Raw genomic sequence first — 15,317 nt, 5'->3', positions numbered from 1 at the left:
GCCCTTTGCGCGTAGCCTGCATATAACAATAATCAGGCTAGCGACGATTTACCGCCCCAAGAGCAACGGCGTCACCTGCGATCCAATCCCGACGTCAGGCTTTTGCGCATTGAGGACACAGACATCAAATATAGCAGACGGGATTAGAGCATATTTCCTTTAATAAGACCCATTCTGCCCGCGCATTTTGCTGCTCGGCAAGGAGAAGTCCGCAGGGCGTAACGGGGTTACGGACAAGGATTTCGACGTAGCCGAGCAGCAAAATGCGCGGGCCCGGAGGGTTCAATTTTGACGGTGTTTGACGGCGTTACACCGCTTGCCCGATGCGCTGCATCGCGCTGTGCCTTGCCAAACGGCACGTCAAAATTAAACAAAATGGGTCTTATTAAAGGAAACATGCTCTAATGCCCGGTCTTGTCATTATCCATCCCAAAGGCACTCAGCGCCATCAGGGTCAGTTTCATGCGGGCATCGGGGTCCAGCGCATCAAGATCGGCCTGTTTGCTGCGCATGGTGTTCAGGGCATCGGAAATCAGCTTTTCGCGGCCCGGGGCCTGTCCGGCCTTGGCATAGCGGCCTTTTTCCTGGCCCAGTTTGTTATCGGCCGCACTTAACGCCGCCAAGACTTCGGTCGATGAATTTTGTGATTCCAGCAATGTTTCGGCCAAGGCCTGGGCGCGCGCCTCGTCGGCGGTCATGCCTTCGGCCTCGTGGGCAAGAGCGCGGTCGGCAATGCGCCGGGACTGCTGGGCTTGTTGGGCTTGCGCACCCGGGGTTTGGGCGCGCACACCTTGCATTGCCCCGCCGCCATAGGCGGCACTGGCTGCGGCACGGCTGGCGGTGCCATCACCGCCATAGTCGCCACCTTGTGCCCCAGGCGATCCGGGACGGGCAGATAGTGGATCAACAGGCAATGCCTGGGCATCCTGATAGGCACGCAGCGCTTCGCGCCCGCTTTTGCCAACAAAAACGCGCAACAGCGTTTCCTTAAGCATTCCCATTGCATTTCCCTTCGCACATCTACCTGACGCCAACCGGGGCCGACCCGCACGGGTTCGGAAACAAGCGCACATCATGTGCATCCCGGATAACCATAATGCCGCAATAACGGCAAAAAATCATCGGCGTTTATGCATCACCTGGCAGAAAGCAACATTCGGCCCCGAGCGTGCCGGCCTTCAAAGGGGCACTGTTGCCCCTGCTTCCATCCGGTTTTCTTCGATCAACAGTAAAAACCGCATCAAACCGCCAATGTCGCCGGTGGCAAAATGGGCGGCATCAAACACAAAATCAACGGTATCGCGGGCGGGATCATCGGGATTACCGATAATGCCAAATTGCACATGCTGCGCCCCTTGCGCATCAAGCGATGAAATAAGGTCGGCCACCCGCACCCGGTCATCGCCTTCGGCTTTCAGGCGAATAAGGGCAAGAATATCGGCGTCACAATCAATCACCTGTCGGGCAATCGATATTTCGTCAGACACCGGCGGCGAAATATCAACATCAAACCCGCCATCGGCAAACAGGGTGGCAACCGATTTTAGCAACCGTTCTTCGTCATGCGATGCCGCAGCGATCAAAATTCGGGGATGACGCCCTTCAATTTCGGCAAACCGCGATAACATGGATGCAAGTTCAGTAGAGGTCATGGCACCTCGCAAAATAACCCGACTGGCGCGCAGTCGGCATAATCAGAAACAAACAGCAACGGGCCCCGCGCTGTTGTTACGGCACATCCTATCACAACCTGCCCGGATCAAGGCAAGGACGGTGCAGATAATAAAGGAACAGGCCCGGTTAAAAGGCCAAAGGATCGCGACCAAGAACCAGCGGATGCAGCCAGATAATCGCACCATATAATATGATGCCGCCAACCACGTCGCGCCAGTCCAGAGCGCCATTTAACAACCCGCGCCAGTCAAACCGCCGAGTCCCTGCGCATAGCCGGTTAAATTCGGCCGCACCAAGCTGGCGAAGGCGCATTTTTTCCATCCGGCCCATGCCCAGCACAGCAAAAAGCGCACTGCCGCCAAAAAATATTATTGCGGCCAAATGGCCGTTTGGCACCATATGGGTCACACCCCAGATGACAACGCCCAGCAGTAACGGATGCCGGGTAAAAAGATTAATGCCGGGATGGTGCGGGTCATAGCCCGCCGCCCGACCGATGGACAAGGGACAGGGCTGGCGCACTGCCGCCACCCAAAGCACGCAAACTGGCAGCATCGCAAGGATCGGAACCCAATGTTCGCGCGGGTCATAGGGCCAAAGGGGAATATAATCGGCCTGTAATTCAGCACCAATCACCCAAACCAGAAGCGCCATTGAAATCAGCGAAAAAAACAACACATACAGGGTCGTTCCCAACCGCGCGACCAATTGGCGACGGAACAAACCCGGCACCATATGCCCGGCGAGAAACGCAAAAATGGAAATGAAAAACCACGTCAAAAGACGATCACCTCTTTACTTTGACAGCACAACATGCAAATTCCCCTCCACGTTTCGCGCGCCCCGGACAGGCGGCCTATTGGCTTGCCCCCTTGCGCCGCGCGACTTTAGCGGATACCTCTTTATCCCTAATTGACTTTACGCAATAACGCTGGGTTTATCCCAAACATCGGAACACGGAATATACTCGAAATGAGCTGGACACCGGAAAAGATTGAATTGCTGACTTCGCTCTGGAATCAGGGCTGGACCACGGCACGCATCGGTGAAGAGCTGGGTGTGGGTAAAAACGCCGTTGTTGGCAAGGCACACCGCCTGGGCCTGCCCAAACGTCCGTCCCCGATCCAGCGTCGCACCGAAGATTCTTCAGAAACCAAAAAGGCCCCTGCCGCCAAGGTTCTGTCCAAAGGCATCAGCATTTATGACCTGGGACCGGGCATGTGCCGCTGGCCTTTTGGCGACCCGGGCGATGATGACTTCCATTTTTGTGGCAAGAAAAACATCCAGGGCAAGCCCTATTGCGACGAACATTGCGCCGCGGCTTACCTCAATGGCAAAAGCCCGCGGGAAGACAACCCGCGCAATCACAATCACGGCGGCCCGAACAACAAACGCTAATTCCGTTTGTATCAATCCGCCCCATCTGCCTATTACGCCAAAGCCGCCCACCGGGCGGCTTTTGTCGTTTCATAATCCGCCGTCACACCGGCAAGCCACATCCCCATCCCCCATAACCCCGCCAGTTATGACGGGGTTATGGGGCAGTACCCTCTGCAATATGGCAAGCCCGAACGGTTAACGGCCCGGCTTATTTCACCGATGTCAGAACATATTGGGCAAAACCTTCGGCGGTTTCCCCGACAAAGCTGATATGCGACGGGGCGTTGGCCGCGTCCGACGCCTTGGGGCTGGTGACAAAGGTTACCTTGCTGGCATTGCCGACCGGGGCCAGGTGCCAGTTGCCATCGGCTTTAGGATCGATGGTTTTTTCATCCATGATGTAATTTGCCAGCACGGTGCGGTTTTCATCGGGCGCATCAACAATAATGGTTGATCCGTCAAGACCGGGGAAATGGCCGCCGCCGCTGGCCCGGTAATTGTTGGTTGCCACCACAAATTTCTGATCGCCGTCAATCGGTTTACCGCCAAATTTCAAATCAACAATACGATGGGCATCCTTGTTCACAACCTCGCCTTCCTTGCTATAGCGGGCAGGTTGCGTCACATCGATTTCATAGGTCACACCATCAATCACGTCGAAATTATAAGTCGGGAAATCTTCGTTGATCAGCATCTGTTCTTCGCTGCTGTCAGGATCAATCTGGTTAAACTGCCCGGCGGACATTTCCAGCCATTCGCGCACCTGATCGCCGGTTAACAAAACCGCGCGCACGGTATTGGGATACACATAAAGATCCGCCACGTTTTTAAGGGCAATTTTGCCCGCGGGAATATCGGTGTAATAATCCGGTCCGCCGCGCCCACCGGCCTTAAACGGCGCCCCGGCCGACAGGATCGGCAAGCCGTCATATTCGGTGCCTGACAGGATCTTTTTCAAATACCAGGTCTGGGCATTGGTCACGATCTGGATCGAGGGGTCATCGGCCACCAGGGCAAAGAAACTGTTGATCGATGATTCCGTCGTTCCCACCCCTTCGCGCATATATTCGATGGTGGCTTTGTGTTCGGTTTCAACCGCTTTTAAAATTTCCGGGTCGGCATCGACCAGCGACACAACATCACGGCCTTCGCGGTGATAAATCGGCTCGGCCTCGGACAGTGAATCGGTAACGCTCCATTTGCCATCATCCTTAACCGACAGGCTCAGGTCGATCACGCCAACGTGGCTGCCCCAAAAACCGGGCATCACGGCGGCCACACCGTTAATCGTGCCTTTGGTCAGATCAACACCGTCGATATCGGCAAATTTATCCGACGGAAACACACTGTGGGCATGACCAAACAAAATCGCGTCAATCCCCTTTACCTTCGACAGGTAATAGGTGGCGTTTTCGTCCATGCCGTGGCGGGTTTGGGTGCTCATGCCCGAATGGGCCACAGCGACAACAATATCAGCCCCCTTTGCCCGCATTTCCGGTACATATTTTTGCGCCATATCGACAATGTCTTTGGTAATCACGTGGCCTTCAAGATTGGCCTTGTCCCACTGCATGATCTGAGGCGGGGCAAAACCGATCACACCAATGGTAATCGGGTGTTTTTTGCCATCCTTGTCCACCAGATCGCGTTTCAGCATCTGATAGGGGGTGAAATAGGGTTTGTCGTTATCGGGGTTATTATCGCCATCATCGATAAAAATATTGGCATTCACATAGGGGAAATTCGCCCCGGCAATGGCGTTACCCAAAAACGTCAGCCCGTAATTGAATTCGTGGTTGCCAACATTGCCGACATCGTAATCCATCAGGTTCATCGCCTTGTAAACCGGATGAATTTCACCTTTTTTCAGGCCGTGCCGTTTGGCCATATAATCGCCCAGCGGGTTACCCTGAATAAGGTCACCATTGTCAATCAGGATGGCATTGTCGGCTTCTTCGCGGGCCTGTTTGATCAGGGTGGCGTCTTTGGCCAGCCCCACAGTTTGCGAAGCGGCATCACGGTAATAGTCGTAATTAACCAGATGCCCGTGAATGTCGGTGGTTTCAAGGATCCGCAGCGATACCGAACTGTCGGCAAGGGCGGATCCCGCCATCAGGCTAACCGTCAGGCCGATAAAAGCGCTCGCCAGTGGACGATAGAAAGTCATGTAATGCACCCCTGAAAATGATGGTCTGTCTGACAAATATATTCTTGTTCGGATGGTCAGGTTTTGAAGATTTTGCGAAAATAGATCGCAACAAGCAAACAAAAACGCCTGCTCGTGCGAACAGGCGTTTTATCATTTGAATGTTTGCGCCAAAAAACCAAGCGGCGCGAACGGCTTACGTAAAATTACCGAGCCGCCTGCCCCACAGCGCCCATATCGTCGGCACCGCCAAAAACCGCTTCATTGCCCGGTCGCGGATCATTGGGCACATTAAACGACAGAATCAGCGAGCCAAGGGCCAGAACCGCACCGGTCAAAAAGACGGCACTGGGCGAAACCAGCCATAACAGGCCAAACGCAGCGGGCAAAAACACGGCAGCGATATGGTTGATGGTAAAGCTGACACCGGCGGTCGATGAAATATCCCCCGGATCGGCGATTTTCTGGAAATAGGTTTTCATCGCAATTGCCATGGCAAAAAACAAATGATCCACCACATATAACCCGGCCGCCAGATGCGAATTTTGCACAAAGGCATAGCCCGTAAAAACCAGAAACAGCCCGCAATATTCAAATATCAGCGCCTTGCGTTCCCCCCATTTGCCAATCAACCGGCCAATTTGGGGGGCCAGCACCATGTTAATGGCGTGGTTTAGCAAATACAGGATGGTGATGGTGCCCACATCATAGCCAAACTTTTCCACCATCAAAAATCCGGCAAAAACCGTGAAAATCTGGCGACGCGCACCGGCCATAAAGGTCAGCGCGTAATAAAGCCAGTAGCGGCGGCGCAACACCAGTTTGCGGGTTTGCGGGTGGGCATCGGTGAATTTGGGAAAGATCAGCCACGCCGCAATCGCCACGGCAATGGTCAGCGCACCGCCCACCACATAAACCCCGCGATAGGGCATATCAAACACTTCCATCATCACCCAGACGCCACCAAACATCAGCAACGAGGCAATTGATTTGGCCGATAATTGCCGGCCCATCACCATCGCCGTGCGGTCCTTGGCCACCCATTGCAAGGACAAGGCCTGTTGCATGGTTTCAAAATAATGAAACCCGATCGACATTAAAACCGTGGTGCAATAAAGCCCGATAATGGTGGGGAAATAGCCGCTAATCGCCACACCAAGGCCCAGAACCAGAAGCGAGATCAGGGCAAAGGTTTGCTCGCGAAATATCAGCAGGGCAAAAATGGCGCTAAAGGCCAAAAAGCCGGGAATTTCGCGCAACGACTGCAAAATGCCAATTTCACGACCGGTAAAATCGGCCATTTCGACCGAAAAGTTATTTAACAGCGCCATCCATGTCGAAAATGACAATGGCATGGCCACCGCCATTAAAATCAACAGAACTTCCGGGTTGCCACGCCAGCCGCTTTTGCCATTTGCCGTCAGCGGCACAAAGGCGGTGCGATCAGGTGCAGATGCGGCCAGGTTGCCCGGCGCATGGGCATCGGGTTCGGTCGGGTTGTGGGCTTCGGGTATTTCCGGCGCTTTGGGTGTGGGATAGGGCGTTGGCATTTACAATATCTTCCTGATGACACAAGAACCCGTCCGATGCGGGTGGGGCACGGCGACAAGTTCGTATGCATTTGTTCCGGTTGTCTGGATATCTTCCAAACTAACCCTGTCCTTGACGTCTGTCTCACGGTAATCTGCCATTGAATACGTTAAATAGGACAATATCATGCCCCGTGGCATCGTCTCGCTATCACCATCGCAGCGTTTACATGTTAATCCGCGCCCGCGACCAACCTTTTTGCCCCGCCCGGTTTGCGTGCGGGTCGACGACATGCCCGCCGGACATTATATTGCGCCCCATCATCACGCGTGGCATCAGCTGATTTATGCCATCGAAGGCACCATGACCATCAGCACCCATGCCGGGATCTGGGTGGTGCCGCCCCAACGCGCGGTCTGGGTGCCGCCCGGCATTGATCACGCGGTCTCAACCGCCACCGCAACCCGTGCCCGCCATCTCTATATTGATCAAAATGCCAGCAATACCCTGCCCGACCAGTGTTTGGTCATTGATGTCAGCCCGCTATTGCGCGAACTGATCCGTGCCGCCAGTGACATTCCGGTTGAATATGACATAAACGGTGCTGATGGCCGCTTGATCCAGGTGTTGCTAGACCAGTTGCGGCCTCCGCCGCAGGATAATTTGCACCTGCCCGCGCCTAAAGACCCGCGGCTGTTGCGCATTTGCACCCATTTGCAAACCCACCCGGCCGATAACCGCACCCTTGAAAACTGGTCGCGTAACAGCGGGGCGTCCTCACGCACCCTTGCCCGGCTGTTTTTGCGCGAATGCGGCATGCCGTTTCGCGAATGGCGGCAAAAGCTGCGCCTGCTTTATGCGCTGGAAAAACTCGCCCATAACCGCCCGGTCACCGAGGTGGCACTGGATCTGGGTTATGAAAACACATCGGCCTTTATTGCAATGTTTCGCAAGGCAACCGGGACAACGCCGGGGACCTATTACAAATAGCGCGTCGTCACACGTTATCACGACACATATCACGTCACGGCCCGCCGGGGCCGACGCACCATTGGCCGACGTACCATTGGCCTAAAACACAAAAAGCCGGAGACCACCGCATGGCCTCCGGCTTTGTGACTGGCACAAAATGCGGCTCTACCTCCCCCGAGCGTGCCGCATCTCTGCCGGTCGAGCGCAGACACCTTCATCGCCTGGGCGTGAAAGGTCGCGCTATTGCGTCAGGATCGACGACGCCCGTTTGCCCGACGGTCCACACCGGATCGCCGTTCAACACGAGACATAACAGACGAATATCCGCCAGATGCATCCGCATCAACATCATGACTGGCAGACGAAGATTGAGACGGGCGCATTCTTTGCGGGCGATCCTTGCCAACATTGACCAGCGCGCCGGTAAAGGCCTCAAGCGATGCGCACAGCACCTGGTCGAAGGAAGGATCGGTCACAGCGCAACCGTGGAAAAAGAAAAACGCATCATTGGCCAGCCCGGCACGCCAATTGCGGAATTTTTCCGGGTGGCGGCGCAAACAGGCAACGTCGAGCATCGCCATGCCCAGCATCATACCATTGTCGCACGCACGGCCAAACACATGCACGGTTTGCACGGTCTGGCGTTGCGACAACACATTACCAATAACCAAAAGGCCATCCTGTGCCGCGCCAATCATGAAAATTTCGGCAATTCCGGCATATCGCCAGACAATGGCTTCGATATCAGCCAAAGACTGATCAATAAATACAAGACAACCGGCCCGTCCCTGACGTGCCCCGAAACCTGCCTTGCGAACAGAAGCCGACAATTTCCCTACCGGGGAAGATGCCAGCTGATTAAGGGAATAATTCCCGATATTCATAGATGCCCCCTACCTGTGGTCATCCTGCGTTGTAAATAGTGCCCCGGTCGTCGCCTTTTATTTTGGCGACTATTATTTTACTTATACCCGTATCTGTACCCCAAACTATACGACTCGTCCAGTTCTAATCACTTACGCGCAAAATTCAGCCAGATTCCGGCCCCCCCGGCGGGCCGTCACGCCCTGCGCAAACACCCCGAAACCCGCCCTCAAATCACCCCTGAACGGTCTGTTCAGGCTGCATTTCCAGCAACTTTACCATTGTGTATAAAACCTGATTGGCAGGCGTTGCCACGCCCATCTCGCCGCCCTTGCGCACGATATATCCATTCAGATAGTCTATCTCGCTGGGCTTGCCCCGCATCAGGTCCTGCGCAGTCGAGGAATATTGTGCGGGCATGGTTTTAATAATGCCCGCAACCGCCTCGCGCACATCGCCGGGCACGATAATACCCAGCGCACCGGCCACCCCCAGGCATTCGGCGACCACATTTTCAATCACCACCATCACGCCCTCGCCCTTTGCAAGGTCGCCATAGGGCAGGCGCGAAACGGCCGATAAGGCGTTATAGGCGCAATTCAAAATCATTTTGGCCCACAGGGCACCTTGGGCATTTTTCGAAATTTCCACCGGAATTCCCGCCGGGCGCAGGGTTTGCGCGATCATGTCGCTGGCGTCATTAGGCCCAATCACCAAATCACCCCGGCCAAAATGGGCGACATGCCCGTCGCCCGCCATGCCAGCCCCCACATAAACTACAGTCGGCACCACAGACCGCCCGATAATCGCGCCAAGACGTTCTGCGTTATCAACCCCGTTTTGCAAACTCATCACTACCGTATGCGCGCCCAGATGCGGGGCAATGGCAGCCCCGGCACTGGCGGTATCGGTGGATTTCACACAAAACAGCACAATATCGGCCCCGGCCACCGCGGCTGGGTCAATACTGGCCGCAAGGGCGATCATGGTGGATGTTCCGCCACTTTCAAAATGCAGGCCGTTTTTGTTAATCGCGCGCACATGCTGGGGTCGCCCGATTAAAACAACATCATACCCATGCTGTGCCAGTTTGGCCCCGTAATAACAGCCAACCGCACCGGCACCCATCACTGCAATTTTCATTTTGGTCTCCCGTCAGCTCTGCAATTTGATGGATCGAACCATAGCGCGCCCGGCACCTTGTGCAAAGCAGATCAGGGGGTTTTAACGCCACCTGCAAAAACACATATTCCTGTGCCTGCAAAGCCGCGCCAAACAATCCACTTTGCCGGACCGTCGAACGGGTGGCAGGTGGCAGGTGGCAGGTGGCAGGTGGCGCAGGGTGGGCGAAGGCGCAGGGTCGGCGCAAGAAATACCAGTTGGCCAATACCGGCCCAATCGCCCCGGCGGCCAACAACCATCGCCACAGAGAGAAGGCCGGGATTTCCCCGACCTTTGCGATGCCATGGCGGAAATATTCCGCTTAACGGCGCTTTAACAAGGCAGCATTTCGGTCATCAAAGCTGACACGTCCCAGCGGCACTGCCCCGGCAACGGCATCTTGCAGGCGGGCAAAATCTTCGTCGGAAAACCCGCCCCCCAGTTCGATCAGTTGCATGCCCTCGGCCACCATCGCCAGCGCCTCGGCGACCAGGGCATCAATATCGCTACTGGCAAAAATCGTACTGTTAAAACCATCCCCTGGCAGGGTCGTTCGCAAACCGCCGGGGGGATATCCGCTTGCCTTGATCATAAATGCGTATTTTCGCAATACCATACGGGGTCCTTTCATGATCGGGCCTGTCGCATTTACTACATTGACAGGCGGCGCTGCAACGCACAACCCCGAACGCATTTTTTCCAATCGTTCTATTTTATTTAAATATTTGAAATAAAATAGAATTTGCCACATTTTGCGACCAGTTCACATTCCAGCCTCGCGTCAACCGGGCAGTGCCCAACTGTCGGATTTTTCCACTCGTCCCTGCAAAACTACATTTTTGACGCGATAATAAAAACAGGCACAGTACTGCTTGTGCGGGCACACAAATGGTACTGCCCCGTATATTCCACCTTTATGTCCCGCTTTTAAAAACTCTGCTGACAGACTGCTGTCACCACGCAAGGTGTAAAACACCGGCTCATCAGGGATGGGAAAACAATGTCTTTGTCAGACAAACCACACGGCAATCACCATGCAACCGGCTTTCAGTTGGTCTGTTTTTCGGCGGTATTATTTAGCACCGCAGGTGTTTTCACCAAAGGCGTTGCCGCCGATGCCTGGAGCATCATTTTCTGGCGTGGCGTGGTTGCGGCCCTGTTCGCCCTTTTTTTGCTGGTGCTACGCGGGAAACTGGCGTCTGAAATCCGCCAATTTCGCGGGCCTGCCGTTTTGGCAACAATCCTGATGGCCAGCGGCACCGCCGCCTTTGTGCCTGCGTTCAAGCTCACCACCATGGCCAATGTCGCCCTGATTTACGCATCAGCCCCGTTTTTCGCCGCTCTGCTGGGCTGGCTGTTGTTGCGCGAACGTCCGTCGCTGAGCATTCTGTTGGGCAGCTTGGCGGCCTTAACCGGCGTGATCATTATTTTTGGCGGCACCTCAACACAAGGCGATTTATGGGGAAATTTGCTGGCGGGCTGGATGACCGTGGTGATGGCGGGCATCACCCTTGTTTACCGGCGCTGGCCCGAAACGCCAACCACCCTGCCCGGTGCGGCATCCGCAATTTTATTATGCCCGATTGCGGCGGGTTTGGGTGCGCCCGCAGCCATAACCATGGCGGAATTTATCATTCTGATCGGCTTTGGCATCAGCTTTGCCATTGCCTTCATTTTGCTTTCCGCCGGGGCCAAACATTTACCGCCCGCCGAAACCGCGTTGCTAAGCGCCCTTGAAACACCCCTGGCCCCGATTTGGGGCATTGTATTTTTTAGCGAAATGCCAACCCGCCAAACCATGATTGGCGGCGCGCTGATCATGGTCGCCGTTTTTGGCGCCTACGGGCGCCAATGGCACATGCGGCGCAAACAACCACAACCAACATAACCCCCAAAAGCCGTACCCGTCCGTGCGTCGCGCTTCGCCGATTACGGGTTAAATAACACCTGCTGCGCGCAGCCGCGCAATCTGCTCGTCACTTAACCCGCCAATTTCGCGCAGCAATTCTTCGCTATGCTGGCCCAATGTTGGCGGGGCGGTTTCGCCCGCAATTGGCGTTTGCGACATTTTTAACGGGTTGCTAACCGTGGGCACCTTGCCCGCCAGCGGATGATCCAGATATTTCACCGTGCCGCGATGTTTGACCTGCGGGTTCTCAAAAACCCGGTCCAGCGTATTGATCGGCCCGCACGGCACATTGGCCGTTTCCAAAATACCAATCCAGTCATCGGTGGTTTTCATCACCATGGCCCGGCGCACCTGCGGCACCAGATCGGTGCGGTTGGCAACCCGGGCGCGGTTGGTGGTAAACCGGGCATCATCTGCCACACCATCCAGCCCGGCGACCTTGCAAAAACTGGCAAACTGGCTGTCATTGCCAACGGCAAGAATGATATAGCCATCCGCCGTCGGGAAGGCCTCATAAGGCACAATATTGGGGTGCGCATTGCCCAGCCGCCCCGGTGCTGAACCAGTGGTGAGATAATTCATCGCCTGATTGGCAAGGATGGCGGTTTGCACATCTAACAAAGCAAGGTCGATATATTGCCCCACCCCGCTTTCATCACGATGACGCAAGGCGGCTAAAATGCCAATGGTGGCATAAAGGCCGGTAAAAATATCGGCCACGGCCACGCCCACCTTCATCGGCTGGCCGCCCGGTTCATGGTCAGGGGCACCGGTCAGGCTCATCAGCCCGCCCATCGCCTGGATCATAAAGTCATACCCGGCCCGTTTGGCATAAGGCCCATCCTGCCCGAAACCGGTAATCGAACAATAAACCAGCCGGTCATTGACCGCCGTTAACGATGCGTAATCCAGCCCGTATTTAGCCAGCCCGCCAACCTTGAAATTTTCAATCACCACGTCGGATTTTGCCGCCAGATCGCGAATGATCTGCTGGCCCTCATCGGTTGTCATATCCACCGTCAGCGATTTTTTACCGCGATTGGCCGCCAGATAATAAGCCGCTTCGCTGGTGTCTTCGCCCTGGGCATTTTTGGCATAGGGCGGCCCCCAGCCGCGTGTATCATCGCCATTGCCCGGTCGTTCGATCTTGATCACTTCGGCACCCAGATCGGCCAGTGTCTGGCTGGCCCACGGCCCGGCCAGCACACGCGAAAGATCCAGAACACGAATACCGCTAAGCGCGCCGGGCATGCTAATTTATCCTTTAACAGGGTATTTCAGGCGGAAAATGAACGAAATATGCACCATCAAACAGGAAACGGGTTACCCGCACCAAATGCAGATAACCCGTTTTCACAGCGTGATCAGGCGGTAAAAGCCTGAATACCGGTTTGGGCGCGGCCCAAAATCAGGGCATGCACATCATGTGTGCCCTCATAGGTATTGACCGCTTCAAGGTTCATCACATGACGAATAACATGATATTCATCGGAAATGCCGTTGCCACCATGCATGTCGCGCGAGACCCGGGCAATATCAAGCGACTTGCCACAGTTATTACGCTTCATCAGCGAAATTGATTCCGGTGCGGCGGTGCCCGCATCCAGCATCCGCCCCAGTTGCAGCGCCCCTTGTAAACCAAGGGCAATTTCGGTTTGCATATTGGCCAGTTTTAACTGGACCAGCTGGTTTGCGGCTAGCGGACGGCCAAACTGCTTGCGATCTAACGTATATTGACGTGCGGCGTGCCAGCAAAATTCAGCCGCCCCGATCGAGCCCCAGGCAATGCCATAACGCGCCTTGTTAAGGCAGCCAAACGGCCCGCCCAAACCTTTGGCATCAGGCAGCATGTTTTCGGCCGGAACAAACACGTTATCCATCACGATTTCACCGGTGATCGAGGCGCGCAGCGAAAACTTGCCTTCAATCTTGGGCGCGCTCAGGCCTTTCATGCCTTTTTCAAGGATGAAACCACGAATAACGCCCTCGTCATCCTTGCCCCAAACGATAAACACATCGGCGATCGGGCTGTTGGTGATCCACATTTTGGCACCACTCAGGGTAAAGCCGCCATCGACCTTGCGGGCACGGGTGATCATGCTGCCGGGGTCGGACCCATGATCAGGTTCGGTCAAACCAAAACAGCCAATCCATTCGCCACTTGCCAGTTTGGGCAGGTATTTTTTGCGCTGGTCTTCGCTGCCATAGGCAAAAATCGGATGCATCACCAGCGAGCTTTGCACCGACATCGCCGAACGATACCCGCTATCGACCCGCTCCACTTCGCGTGCCACCAGACCATAGGACACATGGTTAACACCCGGTCCGCCATATTCCTCGGGGATGGTCGGGCCAAGCAGGCCAAGTTCGCCCATTTCGCTCATAATCTCGCGATGAAAAATCTCGTGGCGGTTGGCTTCCAGCACACGCGGCATCAGCCGTTCCTGGCAATAAGCATGGGCCGCATCACGGATCATGCGTTCTTCTTCGCTTAACTGGGCATCAAGCCCCAGCGGATCTTCCCAGTGAAAATGTGCGCGGCCAGCCATGTGTTTCATCCCTTGATAAATACGAAATCGGAAATGCCGCTACGGGCACAAGGCCCCGTGGGCGAGACGGCGGCATTTCCGAAAGTTTGAAGTTTTATTTCTTACCCCAAGCTAGGCATTGGCAGCGCCTTTCGCAAATGATAAATCTGTTCGACTTCATGCAAAAAAATCATGAACCTTGGCAATAAGGAAACATTTGATGGCACGGCGCATTCCGGGGTTAAAGGCCCTGTCCTGTTTTGAACAAACCGCCAGACATAGCAGTGTTTCACGCGCCGCCGAGGAATTATACCTGACCCAAAGTGCCGTTAGCCGCCAGTTACAAGGCCTTGAAAGCTGGCTGGGCTGCAAATTGTTTATGCGAAAAAAGCAACGGCTGATCCTGACATCCGAAGGCGAGGACTATTTACAGGCCATTCGCCCCGCCCTTGACCAGCTCGAAACCGCCACCTTGAAATTATTATCGGGTGGCAGTGATGGCGGCGTTTTAACCATTGCCGCCCCGCCCACCTTTGGCAGCCGCCGCCTGATCCCGTTTTTGCCCGATTTTCGCGCCCGCCACCCCGATATCGTGATTAATTTCATTTCACGCATCGGCATGCCCGATTTTGACCGCGAACAAATTGATATCGCGGTTTTGTTTGGCAATGGCGACTGGCCCGGGCTGGAAGCCCAACGGCTGGAAGGCGAAGACATGGTACCGATATGCAGCCCCGGCCTGATCGCCAATATGGACCACACGCCCAAGCCCGATGATTTACGCCAGTTTTCCCTGCTCCATATCGCCACCCGCCCCAATGGCTGGCGCGACTGGCTGGCAGCGGCCCGCTTAACCGGCATTGACGGCGAAAACGGCCCCAAGTTTGAACATTTCACCATGGCAATGCAGGCCGCCATTGCCGGGCTGGGAGTGGCATTGCTGCCCACCTTTGCCATTGGTGATGAAATGGCAAACGGGCGCATCATCGCCCCCTTTGGCCCGCCGCGTGCCAGCCTGCACCATTATTTTGCCGCCTGCCCGCAGGCACGGGTGCGCACGCCAAAAATACGCGCCTTCATGAAATGGCTGGCAGAGCGCGAACAAAAGCAGGAACTGGCATAAAAGGCCGAACAGCCACGCGCATAACGCATC

The 15,317-nt window shown here is 55.2% G+C and carries 14 protein-coding genes; 4 read left to right on the top strand and 10 right to left on the bottom strand.

Features of this window, described 5'->3' with window-relative positions; translation table 11 throughout:
* Positions 1-401: 401 nt before the first annotated feature.
* From TMES_RS04130 to TMES_RS04120, 3 genes are all read right to left on the bottom strand, one after another.
* On the bottom strand, positions 402-1,001 hold the full coding sequence (locus tag TMES_RS04130; RefSeq protein ID WP_085579603.1) for a hypothetical protein: 600 nt from the start codon (positions 999-1,001) through the stop codon (positions 402-404).
* Positions 1,002-1,178: 177 nt separating this feature from the next.
* A complete protein-coding gene (locus tag TMES_RS04125; protein WP_085579601.1) occupies positions 1,179-1,652 on the bottom strand; it encodes a methylmalonyl-CoA mutase in 474 nt (157 codons plus the stop codon).
* Positions 1,653-1,800: 148 nt separating this feature from the next.
* A complete protein-coding gene (locus TMES_RS04120) occupies positions 1,801-2,454 on the bottom strand; it encodes an NnrU family protein (protein ID WP_085579598.1) in 654 nt (217 codons plus the stop codon).
* A gap of 192 nt (positions 2,455-2,646) precedes the next feature.
* Between TMES_RS04120 and TMES_RS04115 the strand changes: the two genes are divergently transcribed.
* The gene (locus TMES_RS04115) at positions 2,647-3,072 is read left to right on the top strand and encodes a GcrA family cell cycle regulator (protein WP_085579596.1); all 426 of its coding nucleotides are present in this window, start codon (positions 2,647-2,649) and stop codon (positions 3,070-3,072) included.
* A gap of 190 nt (positions 3,073-3,262) precedes the next feature.
* Here the strand turns inward: TMES_RS04115 and TMES_RS04110 are convergent, their stop codons facing one another.
* Both TMES_RS04110 and TMES_RS04105 read right to left on the bottom strand, forming a co-directional pair.
* A complete protein-coding gene (locus tag TMES_RS04110) occupies positions 3,263-5,221 on the bottom strand; it encodes a bifunctional 2',3'-cyclic-nucleotide 2'-phosphodiesterase/3'-nucleotidase (protein WP_085579595.1) in 1,959 nt (652 codons plus the stop codon).
* Positions 5,222-5,406: 185 nt separating this feature from the next.
* Complete coding sequence (locus TMES_RS04105; protein ID WP_143589520.1) at positions 5,407-6,750, bottom strand: MFS transporter; 1,344 nt, start codon at positions 6,748-6,750, stop codon at positions 5,407-5,409.
* Positions 6,751-6,916: 166 nt separating this feature from the next.
* On the opposite strand from TMES_RS04105, the gene TMES_RS04100 reads away from it, so the two are divergent.
* Positions 6,917-7,720: an AraC family transcriptional regulator gene (locus TMES_RS04100; RefSeq protein WP_085579593.1), complete on the top strand. Its 804-nt coding sequence runs from the start codon at positions 6,917-6,919 to the stop codon at positions 7,718-7,720.
* A gap of 230 nt (positions 7,721-7,950) precedes the next feature.
* Here the strand turns inward: TMES_RS04100 and TMES_RS04095 are convergent, their stop codons facing one another.
* From TMES_RS04095 to TMES_RS04080, 3 genes are all read right to left on the bottom strand, one after another.
* Complete coding sequence (locus TMES_RS04095) at positions 7,951-8,586, bottom strand: DUF4347 domain-containing protein (protein WP_085579591.1); 636 nt, start codon at positions 8,584-8,586, stop codon at positions 7,951-7,953.
* Positions 8,587-8,800: 214 nt separating this feature from the next.
* Positions 8,801-9,709 carry a ketopantoate reductase family protein gene (locus TMES_RS04090; RefSeq protein ID WP_085579589.1) on the bottom strand — a complete coding sequence of 303 codons (909 nt, stop codon included), beginning with the start codon at positions 9,707-9,709 and terminating at the stop codon, positions 8,801-8,803.
* A gap of 340 nt (positions 9,710-10,049) precedes the next feature.
* Positions 10,050-10,358, bottom strand: a complete 309-nt coding sequence (locus tag TMES_RS04080; protein WP_143589519.1) for a DUF6506 family protein — start codon at positions 10,356-10,358, stop codon at positions 10,050-10,052.
* Between the two features lie 369 nt (positions 10,359-10,727).
* On the opposite strand from TMES_RS04080, the gene TMES_RS04075 reads away from it, so the two are divergent.
* The gene (locus TMES_RS04075) at positions 10,728-11,615 is read left to right on the top strand and encodes a DMT family transporter (protein ID WP_085579583.1); all 888 of its coding nucleotides are present in this window, start codon (positions 10,728-10,730) and stop codon (positions 11,613-11,615) included.
* Between the two features lie 48 nt (positions 11,616-11,663).
* Here TMES_RS04075 and TMES_RS04070 read toward each other — a convergent pair whose 3' ends face one another.
* Together TMES_RS04070 and TMES_RS04065 are read right to left on the bottom strand one after the other, a co-directional pair.
* Entirely contained in the window at positions 11,664-12,887 is a 1,224-nt protein-coding gene (locus TMES_RS04070; protein ID WP_085579581.1) for a CaiB/BaiF CoA transferase family protein, read from the bottom strand.
* Positions 12,888-13,000: 113 nt separating this feature from the next.
* Entirely contained in the window at positions 13,001-14,185 is a 1,185-nt protein-coding gene (locus TMES_RS04065; RefSeq protein ID WP_143589518.1) for an acyl-CoA dehydrogenase, read from the bottom strand.
* Between the two features lie 199 nt (positions 14,186-14,384).
* On the opposite strand from TMES_RS04065, the gene gcvA reads away from it, so the two are divergent.
* Positions 14,385-15,287, top strand: a complete 903-nt coding sequence (gene gcvA / locus TMES_RS04060; protein ID WP_085579577.1) for a transcriptional regulator GcvA — start codon at positions 14,385-14,387, stop codon at positions 15,285-15,287.
* Positions 15,288-15,317 lie beyond the last annotated feature (30 nt).

The sequence above is a fragment of the Thalassospira mesophila genome (assembly GCF_002115755.1).
In the GTDB taxonomy this organism is placed as follows: Bacteria; Pseudomonadota; Alphaproteobacteria; order Rhodospirillales; family Thalassospiraceae; genus Thalassospira; species Thalassospira mesophila.
This window is presented reverse-complemented; position numbering and strand designations above follow the sequence as displayed.

Coding starts and splice junctions, on each gene's coding strand:
- TMES_RS04130 (WP_085579603.1), bottom strand. CDS start 1,001: ATGGGAATGCTTAAGGAAACGCTGTTGCGCGTTTTTGTTGGCAAAAGC.
- TMES_RS04125 (WP_085579601.1), bottom strand. CDS start 1,652: ATGACCTCTACTGAACTTGCATCCATGTTATCGCGGTTTGCCGAAATT.
- TMES_RS04115 (WP_085579596.1), top strand. CDS start 2,647: ATGAGCTGGACACCGGAAAAGATTGAATTGCTGACTTCGCTCTGGAAT.
- TMES_RS04110 (WP_085579595.1), bottom strand. CDS start 5,221: ATGACTTTCTATCGTCCACTGGCGAGCGCTTTTATCGGCCTGACGGTT.
- TMES_RS04105 (WP_143589520.1), bottom strand. CDS start 6,750: ATGCCAACGCCCTATCCCACACCCAAAGCGCCGGAAATACCCGAAGCC.
- TMES_RS04100 (WP_085579593.1), top strand. CDS start 6,917: ATGCCCCGTGGCATCGTCTCGCTATCACCATCGCAGCGTTTACATGTT.
- TMES_RS04095 (WP_085579591.1), bottom strand. CDS start 8,586: ATGAATATCGGGAATTATTCCCTTAATCAGCTGGCATCTTCCCCGGTA.
- TMES_RS04090 (WP_085579589.1), bottom strand. CDS start 9,709: ATGAAAATTGCAGTGATGGGTGCCGGTGCGGTTGGCTGTTATTACGGG.
- TMES_RS04080 (WP_143589519.1), bottom strand. CDS start 10,358: ATGAAAGGACCCCGTATGGTATTGCGAAAATACGCATTTATGATCAAG.
- TMES_RS04075 (WP_085579583.1), top strand. CDS start 10,728: ATGTCTTTGTCAGACAAACCACACGGCAATCACCATGCAACCGGCTTT.
- TMES_RS04070 (WP_085579581.1), bottom strand. CDS start 12,887: ATGCCCGGCGCGCTTAGCGGTATTCGTGTTCTGGATCTTTCGCGTGTG.
- TMES_RS04065 (WP_143589518.1), bottom strand. CDS start 14,185: ATGGCTGGCCGCGCACATTTTCACTGGGAAGATCCGCTGGGGCTTGAT.
- gcvA (WP_085579577.1), top strand. CDS start 14,385: ATGGCACGGCGCATTCCGGGGTTAAAGGCCCTGTCCTGTTTTGAACAA.